Source organism: Flavobacterium sp. ZE23DGlu08 (genome assembly GCF_030505335.1).
In the GTDB taxonomy this organism is placed as follows: domain Bacteria; phylum Bacteroidota; class Bacteroidia; order Flavobacteriales; family Flavobacteriaceae; genus Flavobacterium; species Flavobacterium algoritolerans.
On record NZ_CP130045.1, the window covers coordinates 3,613,398 to 3,631,174 of the forward strand.

Annotated in this window: 8 protein-coding genes; all 8 read left to right on the plus strand. The window is 35.2% G+C overall.

What is annotated here, in order from left to right:
- Positions 1 to 24: 24 nt before the first annotated feature.
- Entirely contained in the window at positions 25 to 1,509 is a 1,485-nt protein-coding gene (locus Q1W72_RS15760) for an alpha-L-fucosidase (protein ID WP_121342275.1), read from the plus strand.
- Positions 1,510 to 1,547: 38 nt separating this feature from the next.
- Entirely contained in the window at positions 1,548 to 3,770 is a 2,223-nt protein-coding gene (locus Q1W72_RS15765; RefSeq protein WP_302136339.1) for a GH92 family glycosyl hydrolase, read from the plus strand.
- 30 nt (positions 3,771 to 3,800) lie between these two features.
- The gene (locus Q1W72_RS15770; protein WP_302136341.1) at positions 3,801 to 6,446 is read left to right on the plus strand and encodes a glycoside hydrolase family 3 protein; all 2,646 of its coding nucleotides are present in this window, start codon (positions 3,801 to 3,803) and stop codon (positions 6,444 to 6,446) included.
- 334 nt (positions 6,447 to 6,780) lie between these two features.
- A complete protein-coding gene (locus Q1W72_RS15775) occupies positions 6,781 to 9,855 on the plus strand; it encodes a SusC/RagA family TonB-linked outer membrane protein (RefSeq protein ID WP_302136343.1) in 3,075 nt (1,024 codons plus the stop codon).
- A 2-nt stretch (positions 9,856 to 9,857) separates the two neighbouring features.
- On the plus strand, positions 9,858 to 11,453 hold the full coding sequence (locus Q1W72_RS15780; RefSeq protein ID WP_121342271.1) for a SusD/RagB family nutrient-binding outer membrane lipoprotein: 1,596 nt from the start codon (positions 9,858 to 9,860) through the stop codon (positions 11,451 to 11,453).
- A 434-nt stretch (positions 11,454 to 11,887) separates the two neighbouring features.
- The gene (locus tag Q1W72_RS15785) at positions 11,888 to 13,219 is read left to right on the plus strand and encodes a sugar MFS transporter (protein WP_121342270.1); all 1,332 of its coding nucleotides are present in this window, start codon (positions 11,888 to 11,890) and stop codon (positions 13,217 to 13,219) included.
- A 41-nt stretch (positions 13,220 to 13,260) separates the two neighbouring features.
- Complete coding sequence (locus tag Q1W72_RS15790; RefSeq protein WP_302136347.1) at positions 13,261 to 14,307, plus strand: exo-alpha-sialidase; 1,047 nt, start codon at positions 13,261 to 13,263, stop codon at positions 14,305 to 14,307.
- A gap of 172 nt (positions 14,308 to 14,479) precedes the next feature.
- Positions 14,480 to 17,773: a VCBS repeat-containing protein gene (locus Q1W72_RS15795; protein ID WP_302136349.1), complete on the plus strand. Its 3,294-nt coding sequence runs from the start codon at positions 14,480 to 14,482 to the stop codon at positions 17,771 to 17,773.
- Positions 17,774 to 17,777 lie beyond the last annotated feature (4 nt).

Here is a 17,777-nt window from a genome sequence, read left to right on the forward strand (position 1 = left end):
ATTAAAAATTATAAATCAATTAAAATGAAAAAAGGAATATTCATAATCGCACTATTATTTTCGGTTCAAATGTTTTCACAAGCCATTTATGAGGATGAACGTTATGTGCCGGAAACAGACCCGTTAGTATTAAAAAAAATAGATGAATGGCAAGGTAAAAAGTTTGGTTTGCTAATGCACTGGGGAACGTATAGTCAATGGGGAATTGTTGAATCTTGGTCAATATGCCCTGAAGATTATGGTTGGTGTGAACGAAGACAGGGAAGTGATCCAACTAATTATAATCAGTATGTAAAGGATTACGAAGGATTGAAAAAAACATTCAATCCAGTAAAATTCAACCCGGAGAAATGGGCGAAAGCGGCTAAAAATGCTGGAATGAAATACATGGTATTCACCACAAAACACCATGATGGATTTTCTATGTTTGATACTAAATATTCTGATTATAAAGTGACAGATGAAGAATGTGCTTTTAGCAGCAATCCAAGAGCAAATATTGCTAAAGAAGTTTTCAACGCTTTTAGAAATGAAAAACTATGGATAGGCGCTTATTTTTCTAAACCAGATTGGCATAATGAGAATTATTGGAATCCTTATTTTCCGCCTTTTGACAGAAATGTAAACTACGATCCTATTGCTTATCCTGAAAAATGGAAAAAGTATGTAAACTTTACTCACAACCAAATCTTAGAATTGCTTACGGATTATGGAAAAGTAGATATCTTATGGTTAGATGGTGGTTGGGTTGCAAAAACAGCTCAAAGTGATGTAAAAAAAGGGTACAATGAGAAGTTTGCTGAGAATGAATCAGGGAATGGATTTATTAAGCACAGAGTTGTTGACCAAGACATTAAAATGGATGATTTGGTTGTAGAAGCACGTCAAAAACAACCGGGATTAATTGTGGTGGACAGAGCTGTTCATGGAAAAAATCAAAACTATTTAACTCCGGAAAATCGTGTTCCTGAAAAAACATTGCCTTATCCTTGGGAATCTTGTATTACCTCTGGTGGCGGGTGGTCTTACACTCCGGATGCTAATTACATGACCGGCAGACAAGGAATTCACATGCTTGTAGATGTTGTTGCCAAAGGCGGAAACTTATTGCTGAATGTCGCTCCGGGACCTGATGGAGAATGGCAACAAGGCGCTTATGATTTACTGGCAGAATATGGTGCTTGGATGAAAGTAAATAGCACTGCTATTTACAATACAAAACCAATAGCACCTTACAAAGAGGATAATATCTGTATGACTCAAAATAAAGCGGGAAATGTTTTCTTGTTTTATTTGGCTAAAAAAGGAGAAAATAAAATTCCTTCTGAAGTTGTTGTACAATCTATCAGTCCAAAAAAAGGAACAAAAATCACTATGTTAGGTTCTGGTACATCATTGAAATGGACCAAAGTGGATAACGGTTTTAAAGTTATAATTCCAGAACAATTAAGAAATAATTTGCCGTCAAAAGAAGCTTGGACATTAAAAGTTGAAGCGATTAACAGATAGAAAAATTAAAAAGTATGTTTTTAAATAACAGGATAACAATGCGAGCGACGCTTTTTTCTTTGATGCTGTTTAGTAGCGCAGGAATGCTGTTTGCGCAACAACCAGCAGATTTTGTAAATCCGTTTATTGGAACTTCAAATTATGGCGCTGCCTATCCAGGTCCCATTGCACCAAGAGGAATGGCAAGTATTAGTCCGTTTAATGTAGCGGGACCTCAAAATTTACCATTAGAAAAAGACAGCCGTTGGTTATCGAATCCATACGTAAATGAAAATAAATTTCTAACAGGATTTAGTCAAGTCAATTTAAGTGGCGTGGGTTGTCCGGAATTAGGCGTTATTTTATTGATGCCAACCACGGGAGCTGTTGAAACCAATCATTTAAAGTATGGTTCCACTTATTCTCATGAAGTGGCAAAAACGGCGTATTATAGCGTAAATATTGATAAGTATAATGTAAAAGCAGCATTTACGGCATCCAAAAGAGTAGGAGTTAGTAAATTTACTTTTCCAAAAGGACAATCTAATGTTTTATTAAATCTTGGTTTAGGTTTAACCAATGAAGAAGGCGCTATGGTAAAAATTGTGTCTTCAACCGAAATTGAAGGAATGCGTTCCGTAGGTTCGTTTTGTTACAATAGCCCGGAAGCGGCTTATCCGGTATATTTTGTTGCCAAATTTTCAAAGCCGGCAGCGAAGTTTGGAGTTTGGAAAAAACCATCAAAATATGAAGGAGTCGAAGCCCAATGGATGACATATAACGGCAAAACCAGAATGATGGATAATTCCACCAAAATGGTTGTTGGTGACAGCATTGGAACTTATTTTTCCTATGATTTCGATAAAGAAGAAACGGTTGAAGTGAAAGTTGGAGTTTCTTATGTAAGTATCGCAAATGCCCGTGAAAATTTAGAAAAAGAAACTGGAAGCAAAACCTTTGATGCAGTTTATAAAGAGACTTATAACGAATGGAACGAAGCACTTTCTAAAATTTTGGTCGAAGGCGGTTCCAAAGAAGAGAAGACTATTTTTTACACAGCCTTGTATCATACTTTAATTCATCCGAACACCTTAAATGACTTCAACGGAGATTATCCTGAAATAAAAACAGGGAAAATAGGAACAACAGCAGGAACCCGATATACGGTATTTTCGCTTTGGGATACGTACAGAAATTTACATCAGTTAATGTCATTGGCTTATCCGCAGCAACAATCTAATATGGTTAAAAGCATGTTGGAAATGTATGATGAAAACGGCTGGTTACCCAAGTGGGAATTAAATTCTACTGAAACATTCACAATGGTTGGTGATCCCGCCAGCATTGTTATTGCGGATACGTATTTAAAAGGAATTCAGGATTTTGATGTCCAAAAAGCCTATAAAGCCATGCTGAAAGGTGCGGACCAAATCGAAAATAATCCGTTGCGTCCGGGATTAAAAGATTATATCGAAAAAGGGTTTTTGACAACCAATGATCGAGGACCAGTTTCTACAACGCAAGAGTACAACGCATCAGATTATTCTATTTCACTTTTGGCGAAAGCTTTAGGCAAAAAAGAAGATTATTTGCGTTTTAAAAACCGTTCGTTATCCTATCGAAAATTATTTGATAAAGATTTAAAATTACTTCGCCCGAGATTAGCTAATGGAAAATGGTACGAACCATTCAACCCGGTTTCGGGAGCTAACTTTGAAGAAAATGTTGGTTTTATCGAAGGCAATGCTTGGCAATATGCTTTTATGGCGCCTCACGATATTAAAGGACTTATAAAACTCATGGGTGGCGATAAAGCGTTTTCAAACCAATTACAAAAAGTATTTGATATCAAGCAATTTGATATGGCAAACGAGCCGGATATTGCGTATCCTTATTTGTTTAATTACATAAAAGGAGACGAATGGAAAAGTCAGGAATTGGTTAAAAAATTAGTGGGAACCTATTTTCAAAATAAGCCAAATGGATTACCAGGAAATGATGACACCGGAACCATGTCTGCTTGGTTGGTGTATTCTATGATGGGAATATATCCTATTGCTCCCGGAGACCCAATTTATACCATTACCACACCAATGTTTGATAAAGTAACCATTCAATTAGACCCAAAATACTATAAAAAGAAAAGTATTGTAATTGAACGCGAAGTCAACAATGACGGTAAAATCAAGCAAATACAATTAGACGGAAAAGCACTTAATAGTTATTTTATTTCTCATGATGATTTTGTGAACGGAACAACATTAAAAGTGATTCAAAATTAATTAATACACTACCAAAAATACCACCTAAGAATGAAAAAAATAACCCTTGTTTTAGTACTGTTTCTTGGTTTTTTTAGCCAAGGCTTTGCGCAAAAAAAATATCCGTATCAAAACCCTAAATTACCCGTCGAAGACAGACTAACTGACTTGTTGAGCAGAATGAGTCTGGAGGAAAAAGTACGCCAAATGGATATGTACAAAGGCGAGTACTTTAAGGAAAAAGAAAATTTTTCTAAAACGAAATCGGATGTTAAAATTGGAAATCTTGGAATAGGCGCTATTCATGACATTTATCCGCGTTCGGCAAAAATGATTAATGACCTTCAAAGTGAAGTTATAAAAAAGAACAAATGGGGAATTCCAGCACTTATCATGTGCGAAATGCTTCATGGTTATTTAGATGACGAAAGTACGGCTTTCCCAATGAGTATTGGTTTAGGTGCGACTTGGGATACGAATCTTATGGATAAAGTAGGTAAAGTAATTGGAACCGAAGCCAGAGCTCACGGTGTTCATTTTGGTTTAGGACCCAATCTTGATGTAGGCCGCGAACCACGCTGGGGAAGAGTTGCTGAAACCTTTGGCGAAGACGTTTATTTAACGGGAGAACTAGGTTTATCGATGATTAAAGGAATGCAAGGGGATGATTTAACTTCAGATCGTTCTATTATTGCGGAACCAAAACATTTCGCCGTTCACGGTATTCCGCAAGCAGGAGGAAACTCATCACCGGTATTGGTGGGAGAGCGTTCAGCGCGTGAAGATTTTTTACCTTCATTTGAAAAAGCATTTAGAAAAGGAGGCGCATTAGGAACAATGTGTGCGTATTCAGAATTAGATGGAATTCCTTGCGCTGCCAACCATTGGTTATTGACTGATGTACTTAGAAAAGAATGGGGTTTCAAAGGAATTGTAGTTTCGGATTTGGGTGCTATTAAATACCTTCAAACGACACATTACGTTACCGATTCTCCAAAAGAAAGTATCAGACAAGCTATTGCTGCCGGCGTTGATATGCAATTTTATGATTTTACAAATGAGTTTTGGCAACAAACTATCATTGAATTGGTGAATGAGAAAAAATTGACAATGGAACAAATAGACCGTGCTGCGGGCGGAGTTTTGAGACTTAAATTTTTATTGGGTTTATTTGAAAATCCATACACCGATAAGAATTTGATTAAAGAGCGTTTTCATACCAAAGAAAATCAGGATTTAGCATTAGAAGCAGGACATAAATCTATTGTTTTATTGAAAAATGAAAACAATATTTTGCCTTTAAAGAAAGATGTTGAAACCATTGCGGTTATTGGTCCAAATGCTGATGCGTCAAGATTAGGTGGATATTCTGTGAAAAATAAAGTTGGAACGACAGTTTTGGAAGGAATTAAACAAGTTGTCGGTACAAAAACAAATGTGCTTTATGAAGAAGGCGTTTCTCTTATAGTGAAAGGACAGGTTATTCCATCAAAATTTTTGTTCACACCAGATGAAGCACAAAACGGATTAAAAGGAGAATATTTTAACAATAGAAATGTAGAAGGAAATCCAGTATTGACGCGTATTGACAGTCAATTAGAATTCGATTGGCCATGGTCACCGGGTGATGGAGTCAGTGATGATGATTTCTCTATTCGTTGGACTGGTTATATAAAATCAGAAAAGGCATTTGATGGTTGGTTCGGTTTAAGTTCTGATGATGGAATCAGAATGTGGATTGACGATCAGTTGGTTATTGATAATTGGACAAAAGGTGCTACTAATATGGTTACTACTCCAAAAAATATTGAAGCAGGTAAAAAATATAAAGTTCGCATAGAAATGTGGGAAGGAGGTTGGGGAGCCAGAGCACACTTGCGTTGGAACTTAGAAAAAGTAAATTTTCAACCAGCGATTGATATTGCTAAAAAAGCTGATGTTGCTATTGTAGTTTTAGGAGAATCGAATGAATTGGTTGAAGAAAACAGAGATGTGGCTACTTTAGATTTACATGGTATGCAACAAGAATTGATAGAAGCCATTCAGAAAACCGGCACTCCAGTAGTTTGTGTGTTGTTAAACGGTTGTCCGCTTTCTGTAAATTGGATCAATGAAAATATTCCTGCCGTTGTTGAAGCTTGGTTTCCGGGAGAAGCAGGAGGAAAAGCAGTTGCCGATGTTCTATTTGGGGATTACAATCCAGGGGGAAAACTTCCAATTACCTTTCCTAAATCGGTTGGGCAGTTGCCTATTTATTACAACCAAAAACCTTCTGCCATTCATAGATATGTAACTGAAAGTGAAAATCCATTGTACACTTTTGGGTATGGATTGAGTTATACCACATTTGAATATTCAAATCTAGCCTTAAGTACTGCAGCAATTAAGGCTGACGGTGAATTAAAAGTTAGTGTAGATGTTAAAAATACAGGAAATTATGACGGTGATGAAGTGGTGCAATTGTATATCAATGATGTTTATAGTAGTGTAACGACACCATTGAAAACTTTAAAAGGTTTTAAAAGAATATTCATTAAGAAAGGCGAAACCAAAAATGTAACGTTTACATTAACACCTGATGAATTGGCTATTTGGAACCGAGAAATGAAAAGAGTGGTAGAGCCAGGAGATTTTGAAGTAATGGTTGGAGGTAATTCGGTTGATTTACTTAAGACAAATTTCAAGGTTTTGGACTAATTGAATGTATTTTATAAAAGAAATTGTTAATTTTTTTTATCACATTTCAGTAATAACAGAAAAACATTAATCTTAAATTTAAGATTGATGTTTTTCTTTTTTTATACAAGAATGGAAGCTTATTAAATAGTTGCTAATTTGTATAATTCATTGGTAATTACGTATTAAAAAAAAGCAATAATTGTCAAAAAAAAGATAAAATTGACAAACACCTATTCAAATTTGTTATTGGTCGAAATAATTTTCGGGTAATGCGGCATAGTTTTAAATTTAAGAAATTATTAACGTTAGGTTAACCAATTAAAAAATAAATTATTAACACAAAAACCAAATTATGATTCAAAAAGTATTTAAGTTACTGTTTGTGTTTTGCTTATTCAGCTTTCAATTAGCTAAGGCACAAACCACAGTATCAGGAAAAATTACCGATGGAAGTACTGGTATGTCATTACCAGGGGTAAACGTTGTTGTTAAGGGGACAACAAATGGAGTTTCAACTGATTTTGAAGGGAAGTACAGTATCAATGTTCCAAGTCGATCAGCGATTTTAGTATTTTCTTTTGTAGGTTATGCTGAAAAAGAAATTGCTTTTACTGGGGCAACTACTTTAAATGTTTCTTTGACAGAAAATGCAAATCAGTTAGGAGAAGTTGTAGTAACAGCTTTGGGGATTTCTAAAGATCAAAGAAAATTAGGTTATGCCGTAACTACTGTAGGTGGGGATAACTTAGACAAAGCTAGAGAAACGAACGTAGCTAATGGTTTAGCAGGTCGTGTTTCGGGTCTTGTAGTAAGAGGAACTAATAGTGGTGCTGGTGGAACTTCAAAAGTGCTTTTGAGAGGTATATCAGGTATTACTAGTGGAGGTTCTCCATTATTTGTTATTGACGGTATTCCAATTGATAATACACAGAGAGGTTCTGCTGGAGAATGGGGTGGAGCGGATCAAGGTGATGGTATCGGTAATATCAATCCGGACGATATTGAGAAAATGACAGTACTTAAAGGTCAGTCAGCATCTGCTCTTTATGGAGCCAGAGCTGTAAATGGTGTTATTATTATTACTACTAAAAAAGGTAAAAAAGGTGGTGATTACGCTATTACTTTTAATTCTAATTTCATGGCTGACGCACCAGTTGATTTTACTGATTTTCAAGATCAATATGGTCAAGGTACAGGTGGTTCAAAACCTTTAACTACTGGTGCTGCATTAGCAACAAACAGAAATTCTTGGGGAGGAAAATTAGACGGTAGCTCAGTAATTGGCTTTGACGGTCAACAATATTCATACAGTAAAGCTAAAGAAAGTTACATTGATTTTTATAAAACAGGAACTAACCTTACCAATACTGTTTCTGTATCTAAAGGTCTTGGAGATGGAGCATTTCGTTTGTCATTCTCTAATTTAGATTCTAAATCTATTGTGCCAAATAGCGGTCTTAAACGTACTACGATAAATTTGAGCGCAGATCAAAATATTACTGATAAATTAAATGTGGCTGCTTCTGTAAATTACACAGATGAAAGATCAAATAACAGACCTTTTTTAAGTGATGGTCCTAAAAACCCAAATAACTTTTTATTATTGGCTCCCAATGTAGACCATAATATTTTTGCTCCTGGTTATGATCCTATAACTGGTGCTGAAGTTGTTTTCAGTGATGATAATTATGTTACAAATCCTTATTTTATAGTAAATCAAGGCGTTGAAGATCCTACAAGAAAAAGAACTATTTCAGTATTATCAACTAAATATAGCTTTACAGATGATATCTATGCAATGGTAAGATTAGGAAATGATGTTTCTAATGATACAGAATTTAGTGTTAATCCTTGGGGATTAGATTATACTACTAATAAACGTGGAAGCTTAGACAGTAAAGGACAATCAACTCGTTCTGAGTTAAATCTTGATGGACTTTTTGGAGCTAAATTTAAAATTGGCACTGATTTCTCAGTAGATGCATTAGCGGGTGGTAACATTAGACAAAATAAATATGAAAGAATTAAAATAGGTGGTGGTCCATTCGTTTTACCTTATTTATATACTCCAAACAATGTAGTTAATATCAATAGAGAGTATAATTATACAGGAAGTGAAAGCCACTCTGCATTTTACTCTTTTGATTTTGGATATAAAAAATACTTAACATTATCTACAACAGGTCGTTACGATGTTTATTCTTCATTGTCTTCTGCAGCTTCTTCTGATAATGCAGTATTTACACCTTCAGTTTCTGGAGCGTTTGTTTTCAATGATTTATTACATATCGATGCGTTAGATTTTGCTAAAGTAAGATTGTCTTATGCTGTAACAAGTGGTGAGGCTACTCCTTATACAAACTCTTTATATTTCAATTCAGGAAATTCATTAGTAAGTAATGGTGTAAGTTATGCTACAGGTTCAATTCCTTCAACGCTTCCAACTCTTTTAAAACCATTTACGGTAGACGAGGTTGAATTAGGTTTAGATCTTAGATTTTTCAAAAGCAGATTGACATTTGATTTATCATACTATGAGAAAACATCACATGATGAGATTTTAAATGCGGAGTATAGTAGATCAACTGGATTTGCTACAGGTGTAGTTGCAAGTGCTTCTATCCAAAATAAAGGTTTAGAAATTGCTGTAACAGGTATTCCTGTTAAAACGGATAATTTTACTTGGACAACTAGTTTAAATACAACAAATTTTAAAAACAAAGTATTGGCTACCAATGCAGATGAAACTCCAATTGTTTTAGGAAGTAACCGTGGAACTTTAGGAAATGCTGTTACTGCTTATGTAGTAGGTGAAGCTGGTCCACAAATTAGAGCATATGATTATGCGTATAATACAGATGGAAGTATTCAAGTTGATGCTGCTGGTTTACCGGTAAGAGGAGAGTTTAAAAACTTCGGTTCTGTTTTACCAACTTTTTATGGTGGATGGAACAATGAATTCAAATACAAAAACTTTAATCTTGCGTTCTTAGTTGACTTTAATTATGGAAATAAAGTAATTTCTGCTACGGAATACTATTCTCGTCTAAGAGGATTGAATCAAGCTACATTAGTAGGGAGAGAAACAGGTGTTACAAATAGTGGAATTACTGCTACAGCTGAAAATTATTATCAAGCAGAAGCTCGTAACATTACAAGTACAAGTGTTGTTAGCGGAGATTTTATCAAACTTAGACAATTATCATTTGGATATTCTTTCCCTAAAAGCGTAATGGGTAAAATCTCATTCTTAGAAGGAATTGACATTTCATTTGTAGCTAGAAATCTTGCTATCCTAATGCGTAAAGCGGATAATATTGATCCAGAAAGTAGTTTTGGTTCTAATGTGAAATATTATGGAATTGAAGGGACTAGTTTACCTTCAACAAGGTCTTTTGGTCTAAATGTTAACTTTAAAATAAAATAATTATGACTAAATATATTAAAATATTGTTCGTTGTTGTTAGTGGTCTGCTAATTTCATGCGATAGTGATTTCGAAGAAATTAATACCGATCCAACTAAAGCGGGATCTGAAATATTTGATCCAAATTTACTTTTACCAAGAGCTCTTTATGATTATGGACAAAGAACTGTAGGTTACGAAGGCCCAATCTTATTTCAAAGTATGTGGGTACAACTTTTAGCATCGCCTTCAACTGGAGGAGCTAATTATTATGATGGTGGAGATAAATATGTTACTACTGGTGGTACTTATGATTATGTTCAAAGAATTTGGAATGGTGTTTACACAGCTGCTTCAACAGCGAATCAAATGTCTAAATTGGCAAATCAAAAAAACATGCCAAATTTAGCTGCTATTGGAACAATTGTAAAAATCATGTCTATTTCTTATATTTCAGATGTATATGGTGATGTTCCTTATTCTGAGGCTTTAATGTTGGATCAAAGTATTTCTCAACCTAAATACGACAAACAACAAGATTTATATCCTCAAATGTTAGCTGATTTAGATGCTGCAATATTAACTTTAGATGCTTCTAAAGATAAACCAACAAGTGATATTTACTATGGTGGAGATATTGCTAAATGGCGTTCTTTTGGTTATTCATTGATGTTGAAAATGGCAATGAGATTAACAGTTGCTGATGCTGCCAATGCTAAAAAGTATGCTGAAAAAGCGGCTGCAGGTGGAGTTTTTGCTTCAGTTGCTGATGAAGCTATTTCTCCTACTGATGATGCTAATGGTTTTGATAATGGTAATGGAGCTTCATTCACAGTTTCTGCTGATGTTTATGAAGTACGTTGGTCTAAAACATTGATTGATTATTTAAAATCTAACAATGATTTACGTTTGCCTGTTGTTGCTGAAGTTCCAGGTGCTGGACTTGCTGCAAATTATTTATATACTGGTGGTAATACAAGTACAGCTGCTCAAATAGGATTCCCTAATGGGTATGATACTAAAGGAGGCGCTAGAGATGTAAGTTTAGAGCCTAATTATCCTGGTTCAACTGGATCAGGTAGTGATGTTGCTGCTATCGGTAATTACTCTAGACCTACACCAATGTATAGAAATAGAACGACACCAGTTTTTATTCTTACGTATGCACAAGTACAATTATTGATGGCTGAGGCAGCGGTAAGAGGATATTCTGTATCAGGAACTGCAGCTCAATACTTTAACAATGGATTAGTAGGGGCAATGGTAACTTTAAATAAATTTGGTGGAACACAAATCACTAATGCAAATGCTGTTTTTTATGCTGCTGCACATCCTTTGAATGTAACTTCAACTACTGCTTCTTTGAAAATGATCAACGAGCAAATATGGGCAACTACTGGTTTAACCGGTAACTGGGTTGAAGCTTGGAACAACTGGAAAAGATCTGATTTCCCTGTACTTACTCCGGTAAATTACTCTGGAAACTTTAGTTCAGGTCAAATTCCTACAAGACAAGTTTATCCGTCTACTGAAGGAAGTAATAATACTGCTAGTTATAATGCAGCAGTCTCTAATATGGGTGGAGACACTTGGATTACAAAAATCTGGTGGGATAAATAATAAATTGATTTTTTGATTAATAATTCTGTTAAAAGGAGGGGAAACTCTCCTTTTAACTTTTTTTCCTATTTCATTGTCAAAAAAATAAACAATTACTCTCTTTTTATTTAATCTGTTGGAAATTAGATAGCACTAATTTGTGTCTATTACTATTGTTTTAAAAAAAATATTCAGCTATAAATAGGTTCTTCTTCATATCAATCTGCTCTTCATTTACAAAATGCAGATGCATATTGTATCAAGTTATGTTCTGTAGTAGCGATATGAAATCTTCATACTATTTTGTTTAAACATTAAAAAACAGTTTTTAATATATGAAGTTGGCTGTCAAGTAGTAATGACGCTATTTCTTTTAGAAAATGGAAGCATTAAAGAACTGAAAAATAAAATCTAAATAATCAAACACCTAAAATTTAAATTATAAAATTAGTATTATGGCTAGCAGTAACCAATCAGTAGCACAGGAAAAAAACACCACATTAATTCCAATTATGATAATTGGAGGGCTATTTTTTATTTTCGGATTTGTAACTTGGATTAATGGGGCATTAATTCCGTTTATGAAAACCATAAACGAATTAACATCAGCTCAATCGCTTTTAGTAGCATCAGCATCCTATATCTCTTTTGTGGTAATGGCCTTGCCAGCATCTTATATTTTAGCAAAAATTGGCTATAAAAAAGGAATGTCTTTGGGATTGTTTATAATGGGAATAGGAGCTTTAGTTTTTATACCTGCCGCCGAGGCAAGAACCTATTGGATGTTTTTAACCGGAATTTTTATTCAAGGAACCGGGATGACCTTATTGCAAACGGCATCCAATCCGTATATTACGATTTTAGGACCTATTGACAGTGCGGCTAAGCGTATCGCAATTATGGGAATTGCTAATAAGATAGCCGGCGCTTTAGGATCTCTTATTTTTGGAGCTCTTTTATTATCTGGAATAGACGAAATTAAAGAAAAATTAGATGTTGTTGATGCTGCCGAAAAAGTACAATTGTTAGATACTATGGCAGACAGTGTAGTGGCTCCGTATGTAATCATGGCAATTGTTTTATTTGTTTTAGGTCTTTTAATTCTAAAAGCACCTTTACCAGACGTAGAAGCTGAACCTATTGAAGTACCAAAAGAAGGTGAAACAACAAAAACAAGTATTTTTCAATTCCCACATTTGTGGTTAGGTGTACTAACTCTTTTTATGTATGTTGGGGTTGAGGTTATTGCAGGAGACACCATCATAGCGTATGGTATTGCTCTAAACTTTCCTGTAGCCGAAGCTAAATTTTTCACCACATTTACATTAATGGCAATGGTAGCAACTTATGGTCTTGGAGTATTTTTAATTCCAAAATACATAACCCAAGCTTTTGCCTTAAAAGCAAGTGCGGCTTTAGGAATTGTATTGTCGTTTTGTATTGTTTTTTCTTCCGGATTTACCTCTGTTTTATTTGTAGCTGCGTTGGGTATTTCAAATGCTTTGGTATGGCCGGCAATATGGCCTCTCACTTTAAAAGGACTAGGCAAATTTACTAAAACAGCTTCTGCATTGTTGATTATGGCTATTTCTGGAGGAGCAGTAATTCCGCCTTTATATGGTAAATTGGTAGATTCTAATAAAGCAGATTATATTGCCCAAGGAATGAGTGATGCATTGGCAACAGCAAATGCTTCCACCAAAGGATATTGGATTTTATTACCGTGTTATATCATAATACTATACTACGCCATTGCTGGACATAAGTTAGGATTAAAGAAAAAATAATTATCTGTAAAAACAAGCTAAATAGCAATTTATAATAAACGATGAATTTAAACCTAAAGCATCTCGGAATTATATTGGTTTTAATGTGTTTTTCTTGCTCTTCGGTATCAAAGAAGCCAAAAGCAAGTAACATCACTTCTACTTTTATTATTGACAAACCCATAACCAGTAGTAGTCATGCGGCAACATTGGTTGAGTTGAAGCCAAACCAACTTATGGCAGCATGGTTTGGCGGTAAATATGAAGGCGCTAAAGATGTAGGGATTTATGCAGCAGTTTACAATGGGAAAGCTTGGTCTGCACCTTATAATCTTATTAAACCCTTAGTTACTCAAGGAGACACGTTGCCTTGTTGGAATCCAGTATTGTTCAAAAGTAAAAGCCAGCGTTTGTATTTATTTTACAAAGTTGGGAAAAATCCCAGAGAATGGTTTGGAGCCATGACAGTATCAAAAGATAATGGAACTACTTGGAGCGCTCCTAAATACTTGCCTCAAGGAATGCTTGGTCCCATAAAAAACAAACCTATTGAGGTAACTCCGGGTGTGATTTTGTGCGGGAGCAGCACTGAAAGTATCGATAATAAGGAATGGCGCGTACATGTAGAAATGTACACGGAAGCAACTGATAGCTGGGAGAAGATTGCCGTTGAAAATGAAAAAGGATTTGATATCATTCAGCCCACATTTCTTGTTCATTCTGCGAATACTATTCAAATGTTATCTAGAAGTAAGCATAATAAAGTCATCAGTAGTTGGTCTGCTGATAAAGGCAAACAATGGAATCACACTGACAGCCTGAATGTGGTCAACTCAAACTCAGGAATTGATGCGATATCTTTATCCAAAAAATCTTTTTTATTGGTCAATAATCCATTGCCGCAAGGCAAAGACTGGTTCAATGGCCGTAATGTTCTGGATGTTGAACACTCTAATGACGGAGTGCATTGGGAAAAGCTTTTGGATCTTGAAAATCAAAGTGAAGGAGAATTTAGTTATCCGGCTATCATTCAGACTTTAGACGGGAAAATTCATGTTTTATATACTTACAATCGAAAATACATTAAGCATGTGGCTTTTAGTATATAATTAATTGAGAATTTCTAAGACATTTATAATAGCAATTAAAAAAATACTTTTTTAAGATTCATTGCACAGAATGTGAAATTGGCTTAAACTTTTATGTTTAGTTTTTGTAGTTTTATAATTTAAGAAGACATTGATGCCTGTCATGGGAATTCATTTTTAATACACAAAAAATATGAAAAGAGTTTGGTTGTTTATTGGGTTGAGTTTATTGGTTTTTTTACCTGTTTTTTCGCAACAGACAAAATTATTTTCTATGCTGCCTGCTGAAAAAACGGGTATTACTTTCAATAATCGGCTTCCGGAATCTCCTCAGCTTAATATTATCACTTACGAATATTTTTATAATGGTGGCGGAGTGGCATCCGGTGATTTCAATAATGACGGATTGATAGATTTGTATTTTACGTCTAATCTTCAACCAAATAAAATGTATCTCAATAAAGGAAACCTAACTTTTGAAGATATCACAAAAAAATCAGGTACTGAAGGGCGTCGAGGATGGAAAACAGGGGTAAGTGTTGTCGACATAAATGGTGATGGTTGGCTGGATATTTATGTTTGTTATTCGGGAGATATTGAACCCGAAAAAAGAAGAAACCAGTTGTTCATCAATAATGGGCCTTCCTCATCGGGCGAAATTACATTCAAAGATAAAGCGGTGGAAATGGGAGTTGCCGATGAAGGATACTCTACACAATCGGCTTTTTTTGATTATGATAATGACGGAGATTTGGATCTTTTTGTGTTGAATCATAATATCAAAGCACTTCGTAATTTTGATGCTTCTTTTGTAAAAAAAATGGTAGATCCTGATGCGGGAGACCGTCTTTATCGCAATGATAACAACCATTTTACCGATGTTACCGTGCAAGCGGGTATTATTTCTAATCCTCTTGGATATGGGTTATCAGTTATTGTGAGTGATTTAAATAATGATGGTTGGGCAGATTTATATGTGTCTAATGATTATGTCGAAGAAGATTATCTCTATACCAATAACGGAGACGGAACTTTTACAGATAATTTGCAAGAGCAAATAGGACATATTTCTAATTTTTCTATGGGTGCCGATATCGCCGATATTAACAATGATGGCTGGCCTGATATTTATACGCTTGATATGCTACCTGCCGATAACAAAAGACAAAAATTATTGTATGCCCCAGATAATTATGAACTCTATAATAATACTTTAAATAACGGATTTTACCATCAGTTGATGCGCAATATGTTGCAGGTAAATAACGGCAACGATACCTTTAGCGAAACTGGACAGTTAAGCGGAATCTCTAATACGGATTGGAGTTGGTCTGCTTTATTTGCTGATTTTAATAATGATGGTAACAAAGATTTATTTGTTTCCAATGGGTATGCAAGAGACATGATTAATCGCGATTTTGTCAAATTCTACGCTAGTGAACGATTGAAACATTTGCGTGGCGAAACCGAAGACAAGATGTTCGCAATGTTGCAGGGAATTCCTTCGACACCGCTTCATAATTATATTTTTGAAAACAAAGGAAATCTTCAGTTTAAGGATTCTTCAATGGATTGGGGACTCGAAGATGAAAACTTTTCGCATGGATCTGTTTATACTGATTTGGATAATGACGGCGATCTTGATTTGGTAATCAACCGAATGAATCAGGTTGCGGCTGTCTATAAGAATAATGCCGTTGAGATGGGGAATGGAGGCAATTATATCAATCTGGAATTGCAAATGCCAGGACAAAATAAAAATGCTTTGGGAGCTAAAGTAAAAGTATTTACTCCTAATGGTACTGTTACTCTGGAAAATTATCCCGTTCATGGTTTTCAAAGTTCCATGCAACAACCCATGCATTTTGGTTTGCCTTCAGCAACGATTGATTCGATTGCAGTGTATTGGCCTGATGGGAAAATGGAGATAATAAAAAAGAATCTTGCAGTTAATAAATCGATTAAACTTCTGTATGAAAAAGCGAACCTTACTTCAATTGTTCCAGAGGTTAGTAAGAAAACCGTTTTTTCTTCGGCTACGACTGCAATTCCGTTTCGACATGTAGAAGAAGAAACGAATGATTTCAAGGTACAACCTTTAATGACCAATATGCTTTCTTACAGCGGACCACATATTGCAAAAGCGGATGTAAACAAAGATGGATTGGAAGATATTTTCATTGGTGGCTCCAGAGGGCAAGCAGGCCAACTTTTGCTGCAGCAAGCCAACGGTGATTTTGTTCCTTCTGTCCAAAAAGCATTCGAACAGGACATTGCTTCTGAAGATGTTGATGCGTTGTTTTTTGATGCGGATAATGATGCCGATATGGATTTGTATGTAGTCAGTGGCGGATATGCTTTTGACGAAAATGACTCCGCCTTACAAGACCGACTTTATATCAATACCAATGGGGTTTTTGAAAAAAGTTTGGATGCATTACCAATAGAAACCAAAAGTGGCTCTTGTGTTAAAGCTGCCGATGTGAATGGAGATGGAAATCTTGACTTATTTATAGGAAGTCGTGTGATTCCTGGGAAATATCCTGAAACTCCGGAGAGTATGTTGCTCATCAATAATGGGAAAGGAATTTTTACCAATCGTACCGCTACATTAGCTCCTGCATTGCAACAAATAGGAATGATTACTGATGCTTTGTGGATGGATATTAACAAAGATGGTCAACCGGAATTGATTGTTTGTGGCGAATGGATGAAAGTGAGTTGTTTTGAAAATAAAAAAGGAATACTTACAGATGCCACTTCAAAATATTTTCCTGATTCTTTGGAAGGTTGGTGGAACCGATTGGCTGCCGATGATTTAGATAATGACGGAGATCTTGATTTGGTTGCGGCCAATTGGGGAACAAATAGCCAAATTCAAGTTAGTGCGAAAGAACCTGTAACGCTTTGCTATGGAGATTTTGATAAAAATGGTTCTATAGATCCTTTTGTTTCCTGTTACGTTCAGGGAAAATCATATCCTATGGCCAGCAGAGATGAATTGACTGACCAAATTGTTAGTTTGAGACAAGGATTCCCTAATTACGAATCGTATTCAGAAGTGACTATTAATGAAATTTTATCCCCAGATCAAATGCAGTCAGCAAAGCATTTAAAAGCGAGTACGTTTGAAACGGTTTGGTTCGAAAATAAAAACGGTGTCTTTATTAAACATATTTTGCCTGTTCAGGCCAATTATGCTCCTGTATACGCCATTGGAATTGAAGATTACAATAATGATGGTAAAGCAGATATTTTATTGGGTGGTAATATAGAGAAAACAAGAATAAAAATAGGCAAGATAGACGCTAATTACGGTGTTTTATTGACTGGAGACGGAAAAGGAAATTTCAATTATAATCCACAGTTAAGTTCAGGTTTGAATGTTAACGGATGCGTAAAGGATATTATTTCTTTACCCTATAAAGGTAAAAAAAGAGTTCTTTTTTCTGTAAATAACCAGCGTCCTGCGGTATATAATTATTAATACA

Coding starts and splice junctions, on each gene's coding strand:
- Q1W72_RS15775 (WP_302136343.1), top strand. CDS start 6,781: ATGATTCAAAAAGTATTTAAGTTACTGTTTGTGTTTTGCTTATTCAGC.
- Q1W72_RS15765 (WP_302136339.1), top strand. CDS start 1,548: ATGCGAGCGACGCTTTTTTCTTTGATGCTGTTTAGTAGCGCAGGAATG.
- Q1W72_RS15760 (WP_121342275.1), top strand. CDS start 25: ATGAAAAAAGGAATATTCATAATCGCACTATTATTTTCGGTTCAAATG.
- Q1W72_RS15780 (WP_121342271.1), top strand. CDS start 9,858: ATGACTAAATATATTAAAATATTGTTCGTTGTTGTTAGTGGTCTGCTA.
- Q1W72_RS15790 (WP_302136347.1), top strand. CDS start 13,261: ATGAATTTAAACCTAAAGCATCTCGGAATTATATTGGTTTTAATGTGT.
- Q1W72_RS15795 (WP_302136349.1), top strand. CDS start 14,480: ATGAAAAGAGTTTGGTTGTTTATTGGGTTGAGTTTATTGGTTTTTTTA.
- Q1W72_RS15785 (WP_121342270.1), top strand. CDS start 11,888: ATGGCTAGCAGTAACCAATCAGTAGCACAGGAAAAAAACACCACATTA.
- Q1W72_RS15770 (WP_302136341.1), top strand. CDS start 3,801: ATGAAAAAAATAACCCTTGTTTTAGTACTGTTTCTTGGTTTTTTTAGC.